This window comes from Pseudorhodoplanes sp. (assembly GCA_032027085.1).
Lineage (GTDB): Bacteria > Pseudomonadota > Alphaproteobacteria > Rhizobiales > Xanthobacteraceae > Pseudorhodoplanes.
On the sequence record JAVSMS010000001.1, the window covers coordinates 2,581,828 to 2,596,000 of the forward strand.

Genomic DNA, 14,173 nt, shown 5'->3' on the forward strand with positions numbered 1-14,173 from the left:
ACGCCAAGACCAAGCATGAACAACAAGCAATTCTTGGTCGTTGTCGGCACGCTGATCGTAATTCTTACCGGCTTTCTGTTGCTTGAAAAATATCGGGAGTGCTTTGAGCGCGGCTATACAGATTGCCCGATGCGCGCCCATCGCATGACGCAGCAGCGAGTTTTGAAGGGGGTGGATCCTCAATAAAAATTTAGAATCGCCGTGTCAGCGATCATCGCGGCGAACAGGATCAATCCGGCGTCACGGTTCGACTTGAAGAGTTTCAAGCACAGGGCGGGATCGGAAATATCCAGCCGCCAGACCTGCCATGCCAGATGCACGGCGAAGACGGCAAGGCCGAGCGCGAACACCAGGTCCGCACCCGCCATCCAGCCGGCGATTCCGATCAGCACCACGGCCGCCGCGTAAAAGATCGTCAGTATCGGTTTGGTGTTCTCGGCGAAGAGGATTGCCGTCGATTTGATTCCGATCAGCGCATCGTCCTCGCGGTCCTGATGCGCGTAGATGGTGTCATAGGCGATCACCCAGCAGATCGATCCGGCATAGAGAATGAAAGCGGGTGCCTCGAGTTTGCCGAACACGGCCGGCCAGCCCATCAGCGCGCCCCAGGAGAAGGCGAGGCCCAACCCGATTTGCGGCCAGTAGGTGACGCGTTTCAGGAAGGGATACACGACGACGGTCAGAAGCGAAGCAAAGCCGGCTGCGACAGTGAACCAGTTGAACTGCAGCAGCACGGCGAGGCCGATCAGCGCCTGCAGCACAAGAAATGCGAACGCCTGTTTCGGCGTCACCTGTCCGGAGGGGATGGGGCGCGACCGTGTGCGCTCCACGCGTCCGTCGAGATCGCGATCGACCAGATCATTCCAGGTGCAGCCGGCACCACGCATGGCGAAGGCGCCGATGAAGAACAGGACGACATGCCAGGGATTGGGATAGGGAGCACCGGCGTGAATGGCGGCGAGCCCTGCTGACCACCAGCACGGCATCAGCAACAGCCAGGACCCGATCGGGCGATCAAGGCGCGCGAGTCTCAGATAGGGCCGCGTCCAGGCCGGCGCGAGATTGTCGACCCAGTTGCCGGTCGCGTCGGCGACACGTCCGGTGATGTCGCTCATCGTGCGATCGCGTTGCCCGTCAGGGTGTTGAAAGTGCCGCCGCCCTTCTGCGTCTGCGGGCTGGACGTATCGGGCAGCCGCGAGGTGCCGAGCGCGTCGCTCAGGCTGGGTGCCCGCGGCGCTGCAGGTCCGGCATTGGCGCTGCAGATCTTGTTGCGCATTTCGACTGTCTTGGAATGATTGGCCTTCATGTTCTTCGCGGCGTCGGGCGGAATGCCGCAGGCGGAGCCGTTATCGGTGATGTATTTCACCATCTTGGCTTCGGCGGCGGCGAAATTCTTGAAGGCATTGCAAAGTTCGGGCTGCGATTTCTTCGCAGCCGCTGTTTTGATCGCGCCCGCGCGCTTTTCCGCATCCTGACGCAGCGGCAGGAATTCGGCATTGCAGTCACGCCGCGGAGCTGCACTGCCGCCCCAAGGTGAGCCCGCACCTGGTGCGGCGGCCCGCGGGGCTGTCCCGGCCCCGCCGGGAGCAGCCGTCCAAGGGGAGGGCCCGCTCGACGTCATCGGCTGGGTCGGAGACGACGGCCAAGGCGAAGCGGTGGCAGGCGTCGAGGGCTGGGTGGGCGAATTGGGCCAAGGCGAAGCCTGCTGTGCCCCGGCGAAACCGGTAGGCGCAAGCAGCACCGCAGCGAGCGAAAGGGCGCGCGCCCAAATCATCAGCTTCTCCCAAAACCCGTCGCGAATTCCGGCTGTTCGACAATCTGCCCGGCCGCCGATAAGAACCCCTCAAATCCGGCGATAAGGCGGCAGATGCCAATACCTTTGCCTTATAGCCGGATATCCAGTCTACCGGAATCGGCGCTCCGATGGAGGCGGCGATCCGCCACGGGGGCGCCCAGGCATGGCCCGCTACGATTTCCGCACACCCCGGCTGTTTGTCGAGGCAGCCCTTGCCACCAATGCCGCCGTTCCACTCGATTCCGCCCAGACGAATTACCTGTACAATGTCCTGCGCCTGTCACCCGGTGCCGGCGTTCTGGTTTTCAATGGCCGCGACGGAGAATGGCGGGCGGAACTGGAACGCACCGGCAAGAAGGCGGCCGCGCTGCGGATCATGGCGCAGGCACGGGCGCAGGAACCGGCCACCGACTTGCATTACCTTTTCGCGCCGCTCAAGCATGCGCGGCTCGATTACATGGTGCAGAAGGCGGTGGAACTCGGCGTGTCGAGGCTGCAGCCGGTCACTACGCGCCACACGCAAATGTCGCGAGTCAACCTTGAGCGCATGCGAGCCAACGCCATTGAGGCGGCGGAACAATGCGGCATCCTGACCATTCCGGAGGTGGCAGCGCCGCTCTCTCTTGAACGTTTGTTGCCGGAGATGGATGCCGACCGTCTTGTGATCTTCTGCGACGAAGATGCGGAGACCCGGGATCCGGTTCAGGCGCTGTCGGCCTTCCGAAAGAATAGGCCGGTGCCGCTCGCGGTGCTGGTAGGACCGGAGGGCGGCTTTGCAGAGGAGGAGCGTGCATTGCTGCTGCGGCGTAACAATGTGCTTCGTCTCGCGCTTGGACCGCGCATCCTGCGCGCCGACACCGCGGCTGTCGCCGCGCTTGCCATTGTTCAGACGGTGCTCGGCGACTGGCGCTGAGCGGCCAGCGCCGGGTGCAGGATCAGCGCCAGCGGGATGGTGATCAGCACGATGAATGCAACAAGCGCAACCGCGCCCATCAGCCCCAGCGCGTCGCCGGCAAATCCGTAAAACACCGGCGCAATCGCGCCGGCCCCAATCGTGCCGGTGTAGAAAATTCCGAAGGCGCGTGCGTGTTTTGATGGTGCAACCAGATCTGGCACCGATCCATAGAGAACCGATGAGGTTCCGTTCAACGCAATGCCGGTCAGCGGCAGAAGGATCATCGCTGCTTCCAGCGGAAGCGGCAGGATCGCCAGGATGAGAATGGCGGTGAGCGCCTCGGTCAGGCAGACCGTTGCGGTTGTCCCGATGCGCGCGCCGATGAAAGCGCAGACCAGTTTTCCCGCGGCGCCTCCGGCAAAGACCAGCGTCAGCGCAACGCCGATGATGGGGAGGCTTGCGCCTTTTGCCGTCAGGATGAACGGCAGAAAGGTGAGAAATCCCATGCGCGTTGCGCTGTCGATGACGCCGATCGAAAGCAGCATCGGAAATGCAAATTGCCTCGCGCGCGGATTGGTCGCGGGGGAGCTGGCTTTCCGGTCGATGGCAGGCGCAATCGCGTAACGCGGCATGAACAGGATGATGACGAGTGCCGCAACGCATCCCAACGCACCGAGGATGCCGAGCGCCGGCCGCCAGGGCATCAGCGTGATCATGGCGGCGGCCAGAGCCGGAACCGTCATCTTGCCGATGTCGCCGGCGAAATTGTAGCCGCCGAGCGCCTTGAGAGATCGTGGCCCGGCAAAGGCACGCGCAACCAGCGCGGAGGCGATTGGGTGCTGCGTTGCGGCGCCGACGCCCCCGATCAGCAGCGCCGCCACCAGCATGACGAAGCTGGCGCTCAAACCGGCAAGGCAATAGCCAAGACCGGCAAGTGCGGTGCCGGCTGCGAGAACCGGTACCGCGCCGACACGCTCTGCCAGAAAGCTCGCGGGAATCTGCAGCCCCGCCATGGTGCCCGCGAAGACGCCGCGCAGGATGCCGACGGCGGCGTAGGTCAATCCGAATTCGGCCTGCCAGATCGGCAGCATGACGAAGATGAGGTCGGTATAGCCATCGTGCAAAGCATGCGCGCCGGACGCGACAGAGAGCGTGCGGCGCTCCTCGCGCTTCGTCTCCGTTCGTTCCGGTGCGACGGCTCTCATGTCGCGGCTGCACTCTTGGCCCGCATGCGCCGCCCGACAAAGGCGGTGCTGGTGAAGGAGAGCACCATCTCGCCATGCTGGTTGGTGCCGGAATTGAGAAAGCTGACGAGGCCCCATTCCGGCCGACTGATTGACGCGCGCTTCTCCACGACTTCGGTCGCGTAAGAAATCACGTCGCTGGCATAGACCGGCTTGAACCAGCGCAACTCGCGGAAGCCGGGAGATGGTCCGAGTTTGGGAATGGGCTCACCGCGCTCAGCGAGGACTTCAGCCTCGCGGCGTCGATGTTGCACCATCAGCCGCATCCAGGTCGACGCGGTGTGCCAGCCCGAGGCGCACAGCGCGCCGAAATGCGAGTGCTTCGCCGCCTCTTCGTCGACGTGAAAAGGCTGTGGATCATAGGCTCGCGCGAATGCCTTGATCTCGTCGGCGGTAAAGCGATGCGTGCCGATTTCGGCGCGGTCGCCGATCGACAGATCCTCATAGAATCTCAGCATGCCGCCTGGTCCGGTGGTTCACGCAACGCCATAAGCAGCGGGCTCTTCATGGTCATCACCTTCTGGCCCTTGCCGGTGAAAACCTCGAACAGCATCGACACGATTCCCATGTCGGGCCGGCTTTTCGAGACGCGGGCGTCCAGCACTGTCGTCCGCACGGTCAAGGCATCGCCGGGCCGGACCGGCGCGAGCCATTTCACCTCGTCGATGGCATTGGCACCCATCGAACCGGAATTGAGAATGAAACCGTCGGCAATCATGCGCATCATCAGGCAGCAGGTGTGCCAGCCGGAGGCCGAAAGCCCGCCCAACATCGTATGCCGTGCCGCTTCCTCATCCAGATGCATGGGTTGCGGATCAAATTCGGTGGCAAACGAAAGGATTTCCTCGCGGCTCACGACGCGGGGGCCGTATTCAGCGACGGCGCCCGGCTTGAAATCTTCGAACCAGATTTTGGACACTTCAGGCGTAGAAACGGTGGACATCCCCACTTGGGTATCGGTCGGCCATGATCCCGTCAACTTGCGGGGTGATGGCCATGGCGCGCGTATGCAAAAGGGTGAGGGGCGGCCATTTGACCCGCCGAACGATGAGAGACATCACATGTTCAGCTTCGGCGATCTGTTCAACTGGGACCGCTTCATCACGCCGTCCATCATCCGGATCTTCTACTGGCTGGCGGTCGGCCTGATTGTGTTGGCGGGCCTGTCCGGGGTGTTTTCGGCACTGACGATGATGGCCGTGAACATCTTCGCCGGGCTGGCAGCTTTGTTTGCGGCGCTCCTGTTCGTGCTGGTCGGGATCATGGCGGCGCGGATCACCACCGAATTCGTCCTGATCGTGTTCCGCATCAACGAGAATCTCGACGCCATCCGCCAGCGCGGCGGAATGTAACCAGCACTACGTCGCAAACCGAAAATGCATCACGTCGCCATCGGCGACGACATAATCCTTGCCTTCCAGCCGCAACTTGCCTGCGTCGCGTGCGCCGGCTTCTCCGCCCAGGCCTATATAATCATCATAGGCGATGGTCTCGGCGCGGATGAAACCGCGTTCGAAATCGGTGTGAATGACGCCGGCGGCCTGCGGCGCCTTGGTGCCTTTGGTAATGGTCCAGGCGCGCGCTTCCTTCGGGCCGACCGTGAAATAGGTCACGAGATGCAGAAGGTCGTAGCCGGCGCGGATCAACCGGTCGAGGCCGGCCTCCTTCAGGCCGACGGCTTCGAGATAGTCGGCGCGCTCGTCACGCGAGAGCACGGCGATCTCGGATTCGATCTTGGCGGAAATCACGACCGACACCGCGCCTTCTTCCTTGGCGCGTGCTTCCACCTTGCGCGAGAAGTCGTTGCCGGTTGCGGCTGACGCCTCCTCGACATTGCAGACGTAAAGTACAGGCTTCGCCGTCATCAGGCCGAGCATGGCGAAGGCCTTTTCTTCCTCCGGTTTGCGTTCGACCAGCCGCGCCGGCTTGCCTTCGCGCAGCAAGGGAAGGGTGCGGTTCACCAGATCGAGAAGCTCCCTGGCTTCCTTGTCGTTGCCGCGCGCCTTCTTTTCCAGCGCGTCGACGCGGCGCTCGAGACTGTCCAGATCGGCGAGCATCAGTTCCGTTTCGATGGTCTCGATGTCGGCGATCGGATCGATCTTGCCTTCGACATGGGTGATGTCCGAGTCCTCGAAGCAGCGCACCACATGCGCGATGGCATCGACCTCGCGGATATTGGCGAGGAACTGATTGCCGAGGCCTTCGCCTTTCGAGGCGCCGCGCACAAGGCCGGCGATGTCGACGAAGGTGAGGCGCGTCGGAATGATCTGTTGCGACCCGGCGATGGCCGCGAGCTTGTCGAGCCGCGGATCGGGCACCGCCACTTCGCCGACATTCGGCTCGATGGTGCAGAACGGATAATTCGCCGCCTGCGCCGCCGCCGTCTCGGTGAGTGCATTGAAGAGCGTCGATTTGCCGACATTCGGCAGACCGACGATGCCGCATTTGAATCCCATAACGTCTGTCCGTGCTATTCGCGGGCCGCGCTCTTCGCGTCGTCTGCCGCGTCCTTGTCAAAGCCTTTCGCCGCCATGGCGAGATGAATCTTGTTCTGGAAACTGGAATCCTCGCCGCGCGCCAGCAATTCCGCATTGTCGGCAATGGCGCCGCACATCGTCTCGACCCAGTCGCGTTCGCTCTTGGCGAAATCGGACAGGACATACGAATGCACAATGTCCTTGTTGCCAGGATGGCCGATGCCCATGCGTGCGCGCTTGTAGTCGTTGCCCATATATGCCGTGATGGAACGCAGGCCATTATGGCCAGCATTGCCGCCGCCCACCTTGATGCGCAGCTTGCCCGGCGGCAGATCAAGCTCGTCGTGGAACACGACGATGTCGCCGAGCCCGACCTTGTAGAATTTCGCCGCTTCCGCGACGGCGCGGCCGGATTCATTCATGAAGGTGCCGGGCAGCAGCAGCAGCGCGCGTTCGGAGCCGATATTTCCTTCGGCCGCCACGCCCTGAAAACGCCGACGCCACGGCCCGATGCCGTGGCGTTTGGCGATGGCCTCGACGGCCATAAAGCCGATATTGTGCCGGTTGCCTGCATGGCGGGCGCCCGGATTGCCGAGCCCGACAAGGAGAAGCATGGAATGTCGACGGCGCATTTACGCGCCGCCGCCTCACTTCTTCTCGGCAGCCTTGTCGCCGCCTGCGGCGGCGGCAGGGGCAGCGGCCTTGTCGCCAGCGGCAGGCGCAGCAGCACCCGCAGCGGGCGCGGCAGCGGCGGCAGCAGCGGCCTCGGCAGCAGCGCGGGTTTCTTCCGCGTAGCCGGACGGCGGCACAATGGTCACCAGCGTGATGTCTTCGGTGCCGATCGGCTTGACGCCTTCCGGCAAATGCACATCGCTCAGATGCTTCGAGTAGTTGATCTCAAGGCCCGACACGTCGACCTCGATCGCCTGCGGAATCCTGTCGGGCGGGCAGCGCACCGGCAGCGTATGTGCAACGATGTTGACGGCCCCGCCGCGCTTCACACCCGGCGACTGTTCGGCGCCGATGACGTGGATCGGAATATTGACGCGGATGAGCTGGCCTTCGGCCAACCGCATGAAGTCGACATGGATCGGAACATCTTTCACCGGATCGAGCTGATAGTCGCGCGGAATGACGCGGTGCTTCTTGCCATCCACCTCGATGTCATAAAGGGTGGTGAGGAAGCGCCCGTGATAGATGCGCGTGCGGATTTCAGCGTGGTCCAGCGAGATGTTCAGCGGCGGCTGATTGGCGCCGTAGATCACGGCTGGAGTGCGGCCTGCGCGACGTTCTGCCCGAGCGGCCCCCTTGCCGGCCTTCGGACGCGCGGTCGCCTTCAATTCCCTGACGGTCGACATAGCGATAAGTCCTTCTTTGATCGTGCGAATTTTCGGAAAACGCCGCGGCACGCCTCCAGGGGTGCGGAAGGCCACGGTTGCGCGGGCTTATAGCGGCCCGATCTCGTTCTGACAAGGAAAGGGCCGAAAATGGCGCCATAACCCGCTGTCAGGCGGCAAACGGCCCGTTCAGACGGTGTCGGTTGCCGAGGAGTCCTTGGGCGCCTCTTTGGGCGATTTCTTGCCCCGGCCTTCGGCCTTCGCCTCAAGGGCCTCGATCCGGGCCTTCAGCGCCTCGTTTTCCTCACGAGCGAGGCGCGCCATATCCTTGACCGCCTCGAACTCCTCCCGCTTGACGAGATCCATGTCCCGCATCCAGCGCTCGGCCTGGGTCTTGAACAGGGTGTCGAATTCCCGCCGCACGCCCTGTGCCACGCCTGCGGCGTCATTCATCAACCGCGCGATTTCATCGAAAAACCGACTGCTGGTCTGGGTCATCCTCGTCTCCGCGCCGCCTCGCTGTCGCCCTGGCCAGATATGGCCTGCCGCTGTCGCGCCCGCAAGCGTGGGCTGCCGGTATGGTATCCGCACCTTGACTTCCAGGCTTGCGACCCCGCAAACCGGCTGATCGAAAGCGGGCGGATATGCCATTTCTGACGCTGCCATTTCCCGACATCGACCCGGTGCTGATCAGCATCGGACCGTTCGCGATCCGCTGGTATGCGCTTGCCTATATCGGCGGCATCCTGCTCGGCTGGGTGTATGCGCGCTGGATGATCCGCAAGACTGCTCTCTGGGCCGGCGGCAAGCCGCCGATGACGGTGACCGACTTTGACGACTTCATCGTCTGGGTGACGCTCGGCATCATCCTCGGCGGCCGCACCGGCTACGTCCTGTTCTACAATCCCGCTTACTTTGCCGCGCATCCGTCCGAGATTTTCCAGCTCTGGAACGGCGGCATGTCGTTTCATGGCGGATTTGCCGGTTGCGTGCTGGCGGTGGTGCTGTTCGCCTGGCGACGCAAGATTTCCATTCTCTCGCTCGGCGATCTGACATGCGCCGCCGGTCCGATCGGATTGTTCCTTGGCCGCATCGCCAATTTCGTCAATGGCGAATTGTGGGGCCGGACAACAGACGTTGCGTGGGCCTTTGTCTTTCCGCATGCTGGTCCATTGCCGCGCCATCCAAGTCAGCTCTATGAGGCGACGCTGGAAGGGCTCGTGCTGTTCATCGTGCTGGCCTTGTTCGTGCGCGGCGGCGCGCTGAAACGGCCAGGCCTGATCGTCGGTATCTTTGCCATCGGCTATGCGCTGGCGCGCTCCTTCTGTGAATTGTTTCGCGAACCGGACGCGCAACTCGGCTTCCTGTGGGGCGGACTGACCATGGGCATGCTGCTGTCCATTCCGCTGCTGCTGGCGGGGATCGCCTTCGTGGTTTACGCTTTGCGCCGCTCACGCACGGAATACGCATGACCGACGTCGCCATTTCTCCGATCGAGACTGAATTGCGCCGGCTGATTTCCGTCGCCGGCCCGATGCCGGTCTGGAAATTCATGTCGCTGTGCCTCGGCCATCCGCAGCATGGATATTACGTGACGCAGGATCCCTTCGGCGCGGGCGGCGACTTCATCACGGCGCCGGAGATCAGCCAGATTTTCGGCGAGCTGATCGGCGTGTGGTCGTTGTCGGTCTGGCGCATGATGGGATCGCCGGAGAATGTGCGGCTGGTCGAACTCGGGCCGGGTCGCGGCACCATGATGAAGGACGCGTTGCGTGCGCTGCGCGTCGCGCCCGAATTCCGCAACGCGATTTCGCTGCATCTGGTGGAAGCCAGTCCGGTGCTGGAAAGCATCCAGCGAGACATGCTCGACTCGCAGGAGGTTCCGGTTCTGTGGCACCGGACCTTCGAGGATGTGCCGGATGGTCCATTGATCATCCTGGCCAACGAATTCATCGATGCCTTGCCCGTGCATCAGGCGGTGAAGCAGGCGGATGGATGGCACGAGCGCGTGGTTGGTCTCGACAGCGCCGGGCATTTCGCCTTCGGGATTGCGCCGGACCGCATTCCGCATTTCGAGCGAGTGCTGCCGAAGAGCGCGCGCGATGCGGAGGTCGGCGCCATCTATGAATGGCGTCCGGATGCTTTTGCCTTCGATGTCGCCCGCAAGGTGCGTCATCAGGGGGCGGCGCTGATCATCGATTATGGCCACAGTGAAAGCGGCGTCGGCGACACCTTGCAGGCCATCGGCCGGCATCAATATGCCGACGTCCTGAAAACGCCGGGCCGCGTCGACATCACGGCGCATGTCGATTTCCAGGCTTTCGGGCTCGCCGCGGAGAGCATGGGCGCGAGCGTGCAGGGACCTCTGACGCAAGGTGAATTCCTGCGCCGCATCGGCATCGAGTTGCGCGCGCAGGGGCTCAAGGCCAGCGCGTCGCCGCAGCAGGCGGCCGATATCGATTCGGCGGTGGCGAGACTGACGCAGACCGGCCCCACCGGCATGGGCGAGTTGTTCAAGGTGATGGCGATCGCCGATCCCCGGCTTGGAAAGCTGCCGGGTTTTGAGGCGTGAGGCGATGCTCACGGCGCCGTCCCTCTCATCCTTGCGCGGCATCCGCCACGCATTCTTCACGCGCGAGGGCGGCGTCTCGCAGGGTGTTTATGCGAGCCTGAACGGCGGCGTTGGTTCAAGCGACGATGCCGCGCATGTTGCGGAAAATCGCAGGCGCATGGCGCGCTCTCTCAACGTCGACGGCGACCAGCTTGCCACCGTCCATCAAATTCATTCGCCGGATGTGGTCGTTGCCGAGACAGTGTGGAGCGTGGAGACGCGTCCGCGCGCCGATGCCATCGTCACGCGAACGCCCGGCCTCGCGATCGGCGTCACGACGGCCGATTGCGGACCGGTTCTGTTTGCCGAGCCGAAGGCGCAGGTGATCGGCGCGGCGCATGCCGGGTGGCGTGGTGCGCTGACCGGGGTGCTCGACGCCACGATTGCCGTGATGGAGCAGTTCGGCGCCAATCGCGACCGCATTCATGTCGCACTGGGACCGATGATCCGGCAAGGCAATTACGAGGTCGGTCCGGAATTTGTGCAGACTTTCTGCGAACAGGACCCGGCCAATAGCCGCTTCTTTCAGGACGCGGAGCGGGAAGGGCACGCGTTGTTCGATCTGGCCGGCTATATCGCCGCGCGGTTGCGGCGGGCGGGGATCTACCGGATCGATGATATCGGCTTTTGCACCTATGCAGAGCCCGACCGGTTCTATAGCTATCGCCGTTCCGTGCATCGGGGCGAGCCGGATTATGGCCGCCATATCAACGCGATCGTCCTGCGCGACTGACGTTCGCTGCGCCGCGCCCTCGCGGCTGGACCGGACGGCAAAATACCGCTACCCCTAATCCCGCCGATCAAAGGACCAGAGAGTCCGGACCTTGGCACGGGGGTTTCATGCAGCGTGGTGCGGCAGGCGTCTTGGCGCGCGGCTTGGCAATCGGCGTTCTCGCCGTTTGGGTTTCGGCTTGCGTGACCGATGGTCAGCGCACCGGAACGGTGCAGACCGGTCAGCGTCCCAGCGTCGCCTTTGAGTCCATCGACGGGGCTCCGCCGGCGGTTTTCCAGAAGCTCGTGCAAAAGCTGAATGACGAGGCCAACGCCCGGCATGTGCCGGTGGTGACGCGCGAAGGTTATGCTCCATATCGTATCCGCGGATATGTCGCAGCGAGCGTCGTAAAAAAACAGACCGTGGTGTCGTGGGTGTGGGACGTCTATGACGGCGAGACGCGCCGCGCCGCCCGGCTGACCGGCGAGGAAAAGGCGGGCCCCGCGGGCAGTGACGCATGGAATGCCGCCAACAACGACGCGGTTTTGGCACGTGTGGCGCGCAGCGGGATGGAGCAACTCGCCGCATTTCTCGGAGGGCCCGCGGCCCCTGCGGCCGCGCCAGCTCCGACGCCGGCCGGACCTGCGGAAGACCGTCAGCTGACCGTTGCGGCGGCCGACGATGTCCGCCCGGAAACGCTTGGCATTTTCCGGCTTTCCGCCGCGTCTCAGGGTCAGGATGTGGCCGCCACCGGGGCCATCCCCGCTGAATCTCGGGCGCCCTTGCCGCCGCGCCGGCCAAGCGGCGCACCGCAGCAGGTGGCCGCCGCCCGAGCCTTCTGAAGGCGTGGGACAGCCTTCCAAAAAGCTTAAGGATACGGTCTTTCGTATATTGCGCTTGCCGCGCGCGGCTTGTTATCACGACGCCGCCTGTGATCGATCCCGCGTCTCCCAGGGCGGGCTTACGCGGGCAGGGCAAGCGACCCAATCCATCAGCCCGATCCCTTTGTAGAGTGACCAGCGAGGAGACGATGGCCAAGAACGGGGCAATCAAGCTCGTCGCCGGCAATTCCAATCCCGTGCTTGCGTCCGAGATCGCCGATTATCTGCGCACGCCGATGACCAAGGCGGTGGTCCGGCGTTTCGCAGACATGGAAATCTTCGTCGAGATTCAGGAGAATGTTCGCGGCGCGGATGTGTTCGTGATCCAGTCGACGTCGTTTCCCGCCAACGATCATCTGATGGAATTGCTGATCATTATAGATGCCCTGCGCCGCGCCTCCGCGCGCCGCATCACGGCGGTGATTCCGTATTTCGGTTACTCGCGGCAAGACCGCAAACCCGGACCGCGCACGCCGATCTCGGCCAAGCTCGTCGCCAACCTGATCACGCATGCCGGCGCCAATCGCGTCATGACGCTTGATCTGCATGCCGGACAGATCCAGGGCTTCTTCGATATTCCGACCGACAACCTATACGCATCGCCGGTCATGGTGCGCGACATCAAGGAGCGCTTCGACCTGAAGAAGCTGATGGTAGTGTCCCCCGACGTCGGCGGTGTGGTGCGAGCGCGCGGTCTTGCCAAGCGCATCAATGCACCGCTCGCCATCATCGACAAGCGGCGGGAACGCGCCGGCGAGTCGGAAGTGATGAACGTCATCGGCGAGCCGAAGGGCCATGTCTGCATTCTGGTGGACGACATCGTGGATTCCGGCGGCACGCTGGTGAACGCCGCGGACGCGCTGCTGGCGCAGGGCGCGAGCGAGGTCTACGCCTATATCAGTCACGGGGTTCTCTCGGGCGGCGCCGTGGCGCGCGTGACCAAGTCACGGCTGAAGGAACTGGTTATCACCGACTCCATTCAGGCCACCAAGGACGTCAAGGACGCGCACAATATCCGCGTGCTGCCGATCGCCCAGTTGATCGGCGAAGCGATCGGCCGCACCGCGTCGGAAGAGTCGGTGTCGAGCCTGTTCGACTGACCTCCCCGGTCGTTACCGCGAAGGCAGGGAACCTATAGCCACCGTCTTCTCAGCAGGCTGAGTAGCTTTGCCGCGTGCAACATGCACGTTCGCGATTATGGGCGCCCCCTATGCGGGGCGATCAGGAAGGATGCATCCCCGAGTCAACTTGTCGCAGTGTCCTTTGTGGACGGCGAGTCTTGCCGCGTTGCGCGGATTCCAAGAATCCACGACTTGTTCTCACAAGCTGAATTCACACTTTGTTGCGCGGAATCGGTGCGGGTATAGTCGGTGTGCAAGTGATTCGTTTTCCAGCGGTCAACCCGCTGGTTGCGTTCCGTCCTGCGTCACAAAGCAGCGTCCCTGAGTAAGACATCCCCCGTCGGGGAAGTAGTTTGCCTCGTCCGCCAGTTGCGGCACGGGGCATGGCGGGCCTCGCAAGCGGCGGATGACCACATCATGTCCCTGACTGAACTTTCCGATTCCCTTCGTCTCAATCCTCTCGATGCCGTCGAGCGCCTTGCCGCAGTCAATGACTGGAGCTTCGAGCGTTCCGGCGACGACGAGATCAATATTCTCATCAAGGGCCGCTGGAGTGACTACCAGGTCTCGTTCACCTGGATGGACGAGCTGGAGGCGCTGCATCTCGCCTGCGCTTTCGATCTGAAAGTGCCGGAGCGGCGTTGCGCCGAGGTGCAGAAGCTGATCGCGCATATGAACGAGCAGATGTGGATCGGCCATTTCGATCTTTGGCCCAATGACGGTCTGGTGATGTTCCGTCACGCGCTGGTGCTGGCAGGCGGCATTGAGGCGTCCGGCGAGCAATGCCAGGCTGTGCTCAGCACTGCGCTGGACGCTTGCGAGCGCTATTTTCCGGCTTTTCAGTTCGTGCTCTGGGCCGGCAAGCCCGCGCGTGAGGCGCTGGACGCGGCGATGTTCGAGACCTCAGGCGAGGCGTAGTATTTCTCTCTGGTTGTTCCCCGCACTCGACCTCGGGATTAGCCGAGATCGTATCCTTAGTGCGCAAGTCGGCTAGAGCCGACTTGCGATGGGGAACCCGTAAACACAATGCGCAACGTTTCGCGCAGTCATGCCATAATTCCATCTTGGTTACTTGGATCGTCCGCTTCCTGCCGGCGATG

The 14,173-nt window shown here is 63.1% G+C and carries 18 protein-coding genes; 9 read left to right on the forward strand and 9 right to left on the reverse strand.

The features are described 5' to 3' along the window. The first annotated feature begins 15 nt into the window (after positions 1-15). Positions 16-186 carry a hypothetical protein gene (locus RO009_12425; GenBank protein MDT3685831.1) on the forward strand — a complete coding sequence of 57 codons (171 nt, stop codon included), beginning with the start codon at positions 16-18 and terminating at the stop codon, positions 184-186. Here the strand turns inward: RO009_12425 and ubiA are convergent. Both ubiA and RO009_12435 read right to left on the reverse strand, forming a co-directional pair. Then, positions 180-1,115: a 4-hydroxybenzoate octaprenyltransferase gene (gene ubiA / locus RO009_12430; protein ID MDT3685832.1), complete on the reverse strand. Its 936-nt coding sequence runs from the start codon at positions 1,113-1,115 to the stop codon at positions 180-182. The two genes, RO009_12425 and ubiA, sit on opposite strands and share 7 nt — an antisense overlap. After that, the gene (locus RO009_12435; protein MDT3685833.1) at positions 1,112-1,774 is read right to left on the reverse strand and encodes a hypothetical protein; all 663 of its coding nucleotides are present in this window, start codon (positions 1,772-1,774) and stop codon (positions 1,112-1,114) included. Before RO009_12435 ends, ubiA begins: the two co-directional genes overlap by 4 nt. A gap of 184 nt (positions 1,775-1,958) precedes the next feature. Here RO009_12435 and RO009_12440 point away from each other — a divergent pair, with 184 nt between their 5' ends. Continuing rightward, on the forward strand, positions 1,959-2,708 hold the full coding sequence (locus RO009_12440; protein ID MDT3685834.1) for a 16S rRNA (uracil(1498)-N(3))-methyltransferase: 750 nt from the start codon (positions 1,959-1,961) through the stop codon (positions 2,706-2,708). On the opposite strand, the gene RO009_12445 is transcribed toward RO009_12440, so the two are convergent. Genes RO009_12445 through RO009_12455 form a run of 3 tightly spaced genes read right to left on the reverse strand, consistent with a single transcriptional unit; the run spans position 2,681 to position 4,877 of the window. Then, positions 2,681-3,895 (reverse strand): MFS transporter, encoded by a 1,215-nt coding sequence (locus RO009_12445; GenBank protein MDT3685835.1) that lies wholly within the window; start codon positions 3,893-3,895, stop codon positions 2,681-2,683. The two genes, RO009_12440 and RO009_12445, sit on opposite strands and share 28 nt — an antisense overlap. Beyond that, a complete protein-coding gene (locus tag RO009_12450) occupies positions 3,892-4,392 on the reverse strand; it encodes a MaoC family dehydratase (protein MDT3685836.1) in 501 nt (166 codons plus the stop codon). The genes RO009_12445 and RO009_12450 overlap by 4 nt, the downstream gene beginning before the upstream one ends. Further along, a complete protein-coding gene (locus RO009_12455) occupies positions 4,386-4,877 on the reverse strand; it encodes a MaoC family dehydratase (GenBank protein ID MDT3685837.1) in 492 nt (163 codons plus the stop codon). The genes RO009_12450 and RO009_12455 overlap by 7 nt, the downstream gene beginning before the upstream one ends. Positions 4,878-4,995: 118 nt before the next feature. Here RO009_12455 and RO009_12460 point away from each other — a divergent pair, with 118 nt between their 5' ends. Then, positions 4,996-5,286 (forward strand): DUF4282 domain-containing protein, encoded by a 291-nt coding sequence (locus RO009_12460; GenBank protein MDT3685838.1) that lies wholly within the window; start codon positions 4,996-4,998, stop codon positions 5,284-5,286. Positions 5,287-5,292: 6 nt separating this feature from the next. Here RO009_12460 and ychF read toward each other — a convergent pair whose 3' ends face one another. The 4 genes from ychF to RO009_12480 form a co-directional block, all read right to left on the reverse strand. Further along, complete coding sequence (gene ychF, locus RO009_12465) at positions 5,293-6,390, reverse strand: redox-regulated ATPase YchF (protein ID MDT3685839.1); 1,098 nt, start codon at positions 6,388-6,390, stop codon at positions 5,293-5,295. Between the two features lie 14 nt (positions 6,391-6,404). Next, positions 6,405-7,025 carry an aminoacyl-tRNA hydrolase gene (gene pth, locus RO009_12470; GenBank protein ID MDT3685840.1) on the reverse strand — a complete coding sequence of 207 codons (621 nt, stop codon included), beginning with the start codon at positions 7,023-7,025 and terminating at the stop codon, positions 6,405-6,407. 33 nt (positions 7,026-7,058) lie between these two features. Then, positions 7,059-7,769, reverse strand: a complete 711-nt coding sequence (locus RO009_12475) for a 50S ribosomal protein L25/general stress protein Ctc (protein ID MDT3685841.1) — start codon at positions 7,767-7,769, stop codon at positions 7,059-7,061. 168 nt (positions 7,770-7,937) lie between these two features. Beyond that, positions 7,938-8,246, reverse strand: a complete 309-nt coding sequence (locus RO009_12480) for an accessory factor UbiK family protein (protein ID MDT3685842.1) — start codon at positions 8,244-8,246, stop codon at positions 7,938-7,940. A gap of 146 nt (positions 8,247-8,392) precedes the next feature. On the opposite strand from RO009_12480, the gene lgt reads away from it, so the two are divergent. The 6 genes from lgt to RO009_12510 all read left to right on the forward strand — a co-directional run bounded on the left by lgt (position 8,393) and on the right by RO009_12510 (position 13,991). Next, positions 8,393-9,220 (forward strand): prolipoprotein diacylglyceryl transferase, encoded by an 828-nt coding sequence (gene lgt / locus RO009_12485; protein ID MDT3685843.1) that lies wholly within the window; start codon positions 8,393-8,395, stop codon positions 9,218-9,220. Continuing rightward, positions 9,217-10,320: an SAM-dependent methyltransferase gene (locus RO009_12490; GenBank protein MDT3685844.1), complete on the forward strand. Its 1,104-nt coding sequence runs from the start codon at positions 9,217-9,219 to the stop codon at positions 10,318-10,320. Before lgt ends, RO009_12490 begins: the two co-directional genes overlap by 4 nt. A gap of 4 nt (positions 10,321-10,324) precedes the next feature. Further along, positions 10,325-11,092, forward strand: a complete 768-nt coding sequence (gene pgeF / locus RO009_12495) for a peptidoglycan editing factor PgeF (GenBank protein MDT3685845.1) — start codon at positions 10,325-10,327, stop codon at positions 11,090-11,092. Positions 11,093-11,199: 107 nt separating this feature from the next. After that, a complete protein-coding gene (locus RO009_12500; protein ID MDT3685846.1) occupies positions 11,200-11,913 on the forward strand; it encodes a hypothetical protein in 714 nt (237 codons plus the stop codon). 188 nt (positions 11,914-12,101) lie between these two features. Continuing rightward, positions 12,102-13,052, forward strand: coding sequence for a ribose-phosphate pyrophosphokinase (locus RO009_12505; GenBank protein MDT3685847.1), 951 nt, complete (start codon positions 12,102-12,104; stop codon positions 13,050-13,052). Positions 13,053-13,490: 438 nt separating this feature from the next. Continuing rightward, the gene (locus RO009_12510; protein MDT3685848.1) at positions 13,491-13,991 is read left to right on the forward strand and encodes a YbjN domain-containing protein; all 501 of its coding nucleotides are present in this window, start codon (positions 13,491-13,493) and stop codon (positions 13,989-13,991) included. Positions 13,992-14,173: the final 182 nt, after the last annotated feature.

Coding starts and splice junctions, on each gene's coding strand:
- RO009_12425 (MDT3685831.1), top strand. CDS start 16: ATGAACAACAAGCAATTCTTGGTCGTTGTCGGCACGCTGATCGTAATT.
- ubiA (MDT3685832.1), bottom strand. CDS start 1,115: ATGAGCGACATCACCGGACGTGTCGCCGACGCGACCGGCAACTGGGTC.
- RO009_12435 (MDT3685833.1), bottom strand. CDS start 1,774: ATGATTTGGGCGCGCGCCCTTTCGCTCGCTGCGGTGCTGCTTGCGCCT.
- RO009_12440 (MDT3685834.1), top strand. CDS start 1,959: ATGGCCCGCTACGATTTCCGCACACCCCGGCTGTTTGTCGAGGCAGCC.
- RO009_12445 (MDT3685835.1), bottom strand. CDS start 3,895: ATGAGAGCCGTCGCACCGGAACGAACGGAGACGAAGCGCGAGGAGCGC.
- RO009_12450 (MDT3685836.1), bottom strand. CDS start 4,392: ATGCTGAGATTCTATGAGGATCTGTCGATCGGCGACCGCGCCGAAATC.
- RO009_12455 (MDT3685837.1), bottom strand. CDS start 4,877: ATGTCCACCGTTTCTACGCCTGAAGTGTCCAAAATCTGGTTCGAAGAT.
- RO009_12460 (MDT3685838.1), top strand. CDS start 4,996: ATGTTCAGCTTCGGCGATCTGTTCAACTGGGACCGCTTCATCACGCCG.
- ychF (MDT3685839.1), bottom strand. CDS start 6,390: ATGGGATTCAAATGCGGCATCGTCGGTCTGCCGAATGTCGGCAAATCG.
- pth (MDT3685840.1), bottom strand. CDS start 7,025: ATGCTTCTCCTTGTCGGGCTCGGCAATCCGGGCGCCCGCCATGCAGGC.
- RO009_12475 (MDT3685841.1), bottom strand. CDS start 7,769: ATGTCGACCGTCAGGGAATTGAAGGCGACCGCGCGTCCGAAGGCCGGC.
- RO009_12480 (MDT3685842.1), bottom strand. CDS start 8,246: ATGACCCAGACCAGCAGTCGGTTTTTCGATGAAATCGCGCGGTTGATG.
- lgt (MDT3685843.1), top strand. CDS start 8,393: ATGCCATTTCTGACGCTGCCATTTCCCGACATCGACCCGGTGCTGATC.
- RO009_12490 (MDT3685844.1), top strand. CDS start 9,217: ATGACCGACGTCGCCATTTCTCCGATCGAGACTGAATTGCGCCGGCTG.
- pgeF (MDT3685845.1), top strand. CDS start 10,325: ATGCTCACGGCGCCGTCCCTCTCATCCTTGCGCGGCATCCGCCACGCA.
- RO009_12500 (MDT3685846.1), top strand. CDS start 11,200: ATGCAGCGTGGTGCGGCAGGCGTCTTGGCGCGCGGCTTGGCAATCGGC.
- RO009_12505 (MDT3685847.1), top strand. CDS start 12,102: ATGGCCAAGAACGGGGCAATCAAGCTCGTCGCCGGCAATTCCAATCCC.
- RO009_12510 (MDT3685848.1), top strand. CDS start 13,491: ATGTCCCTGACTGAACTTTCCGATTCCCTTCGTCTCAATCCTCTCGAT.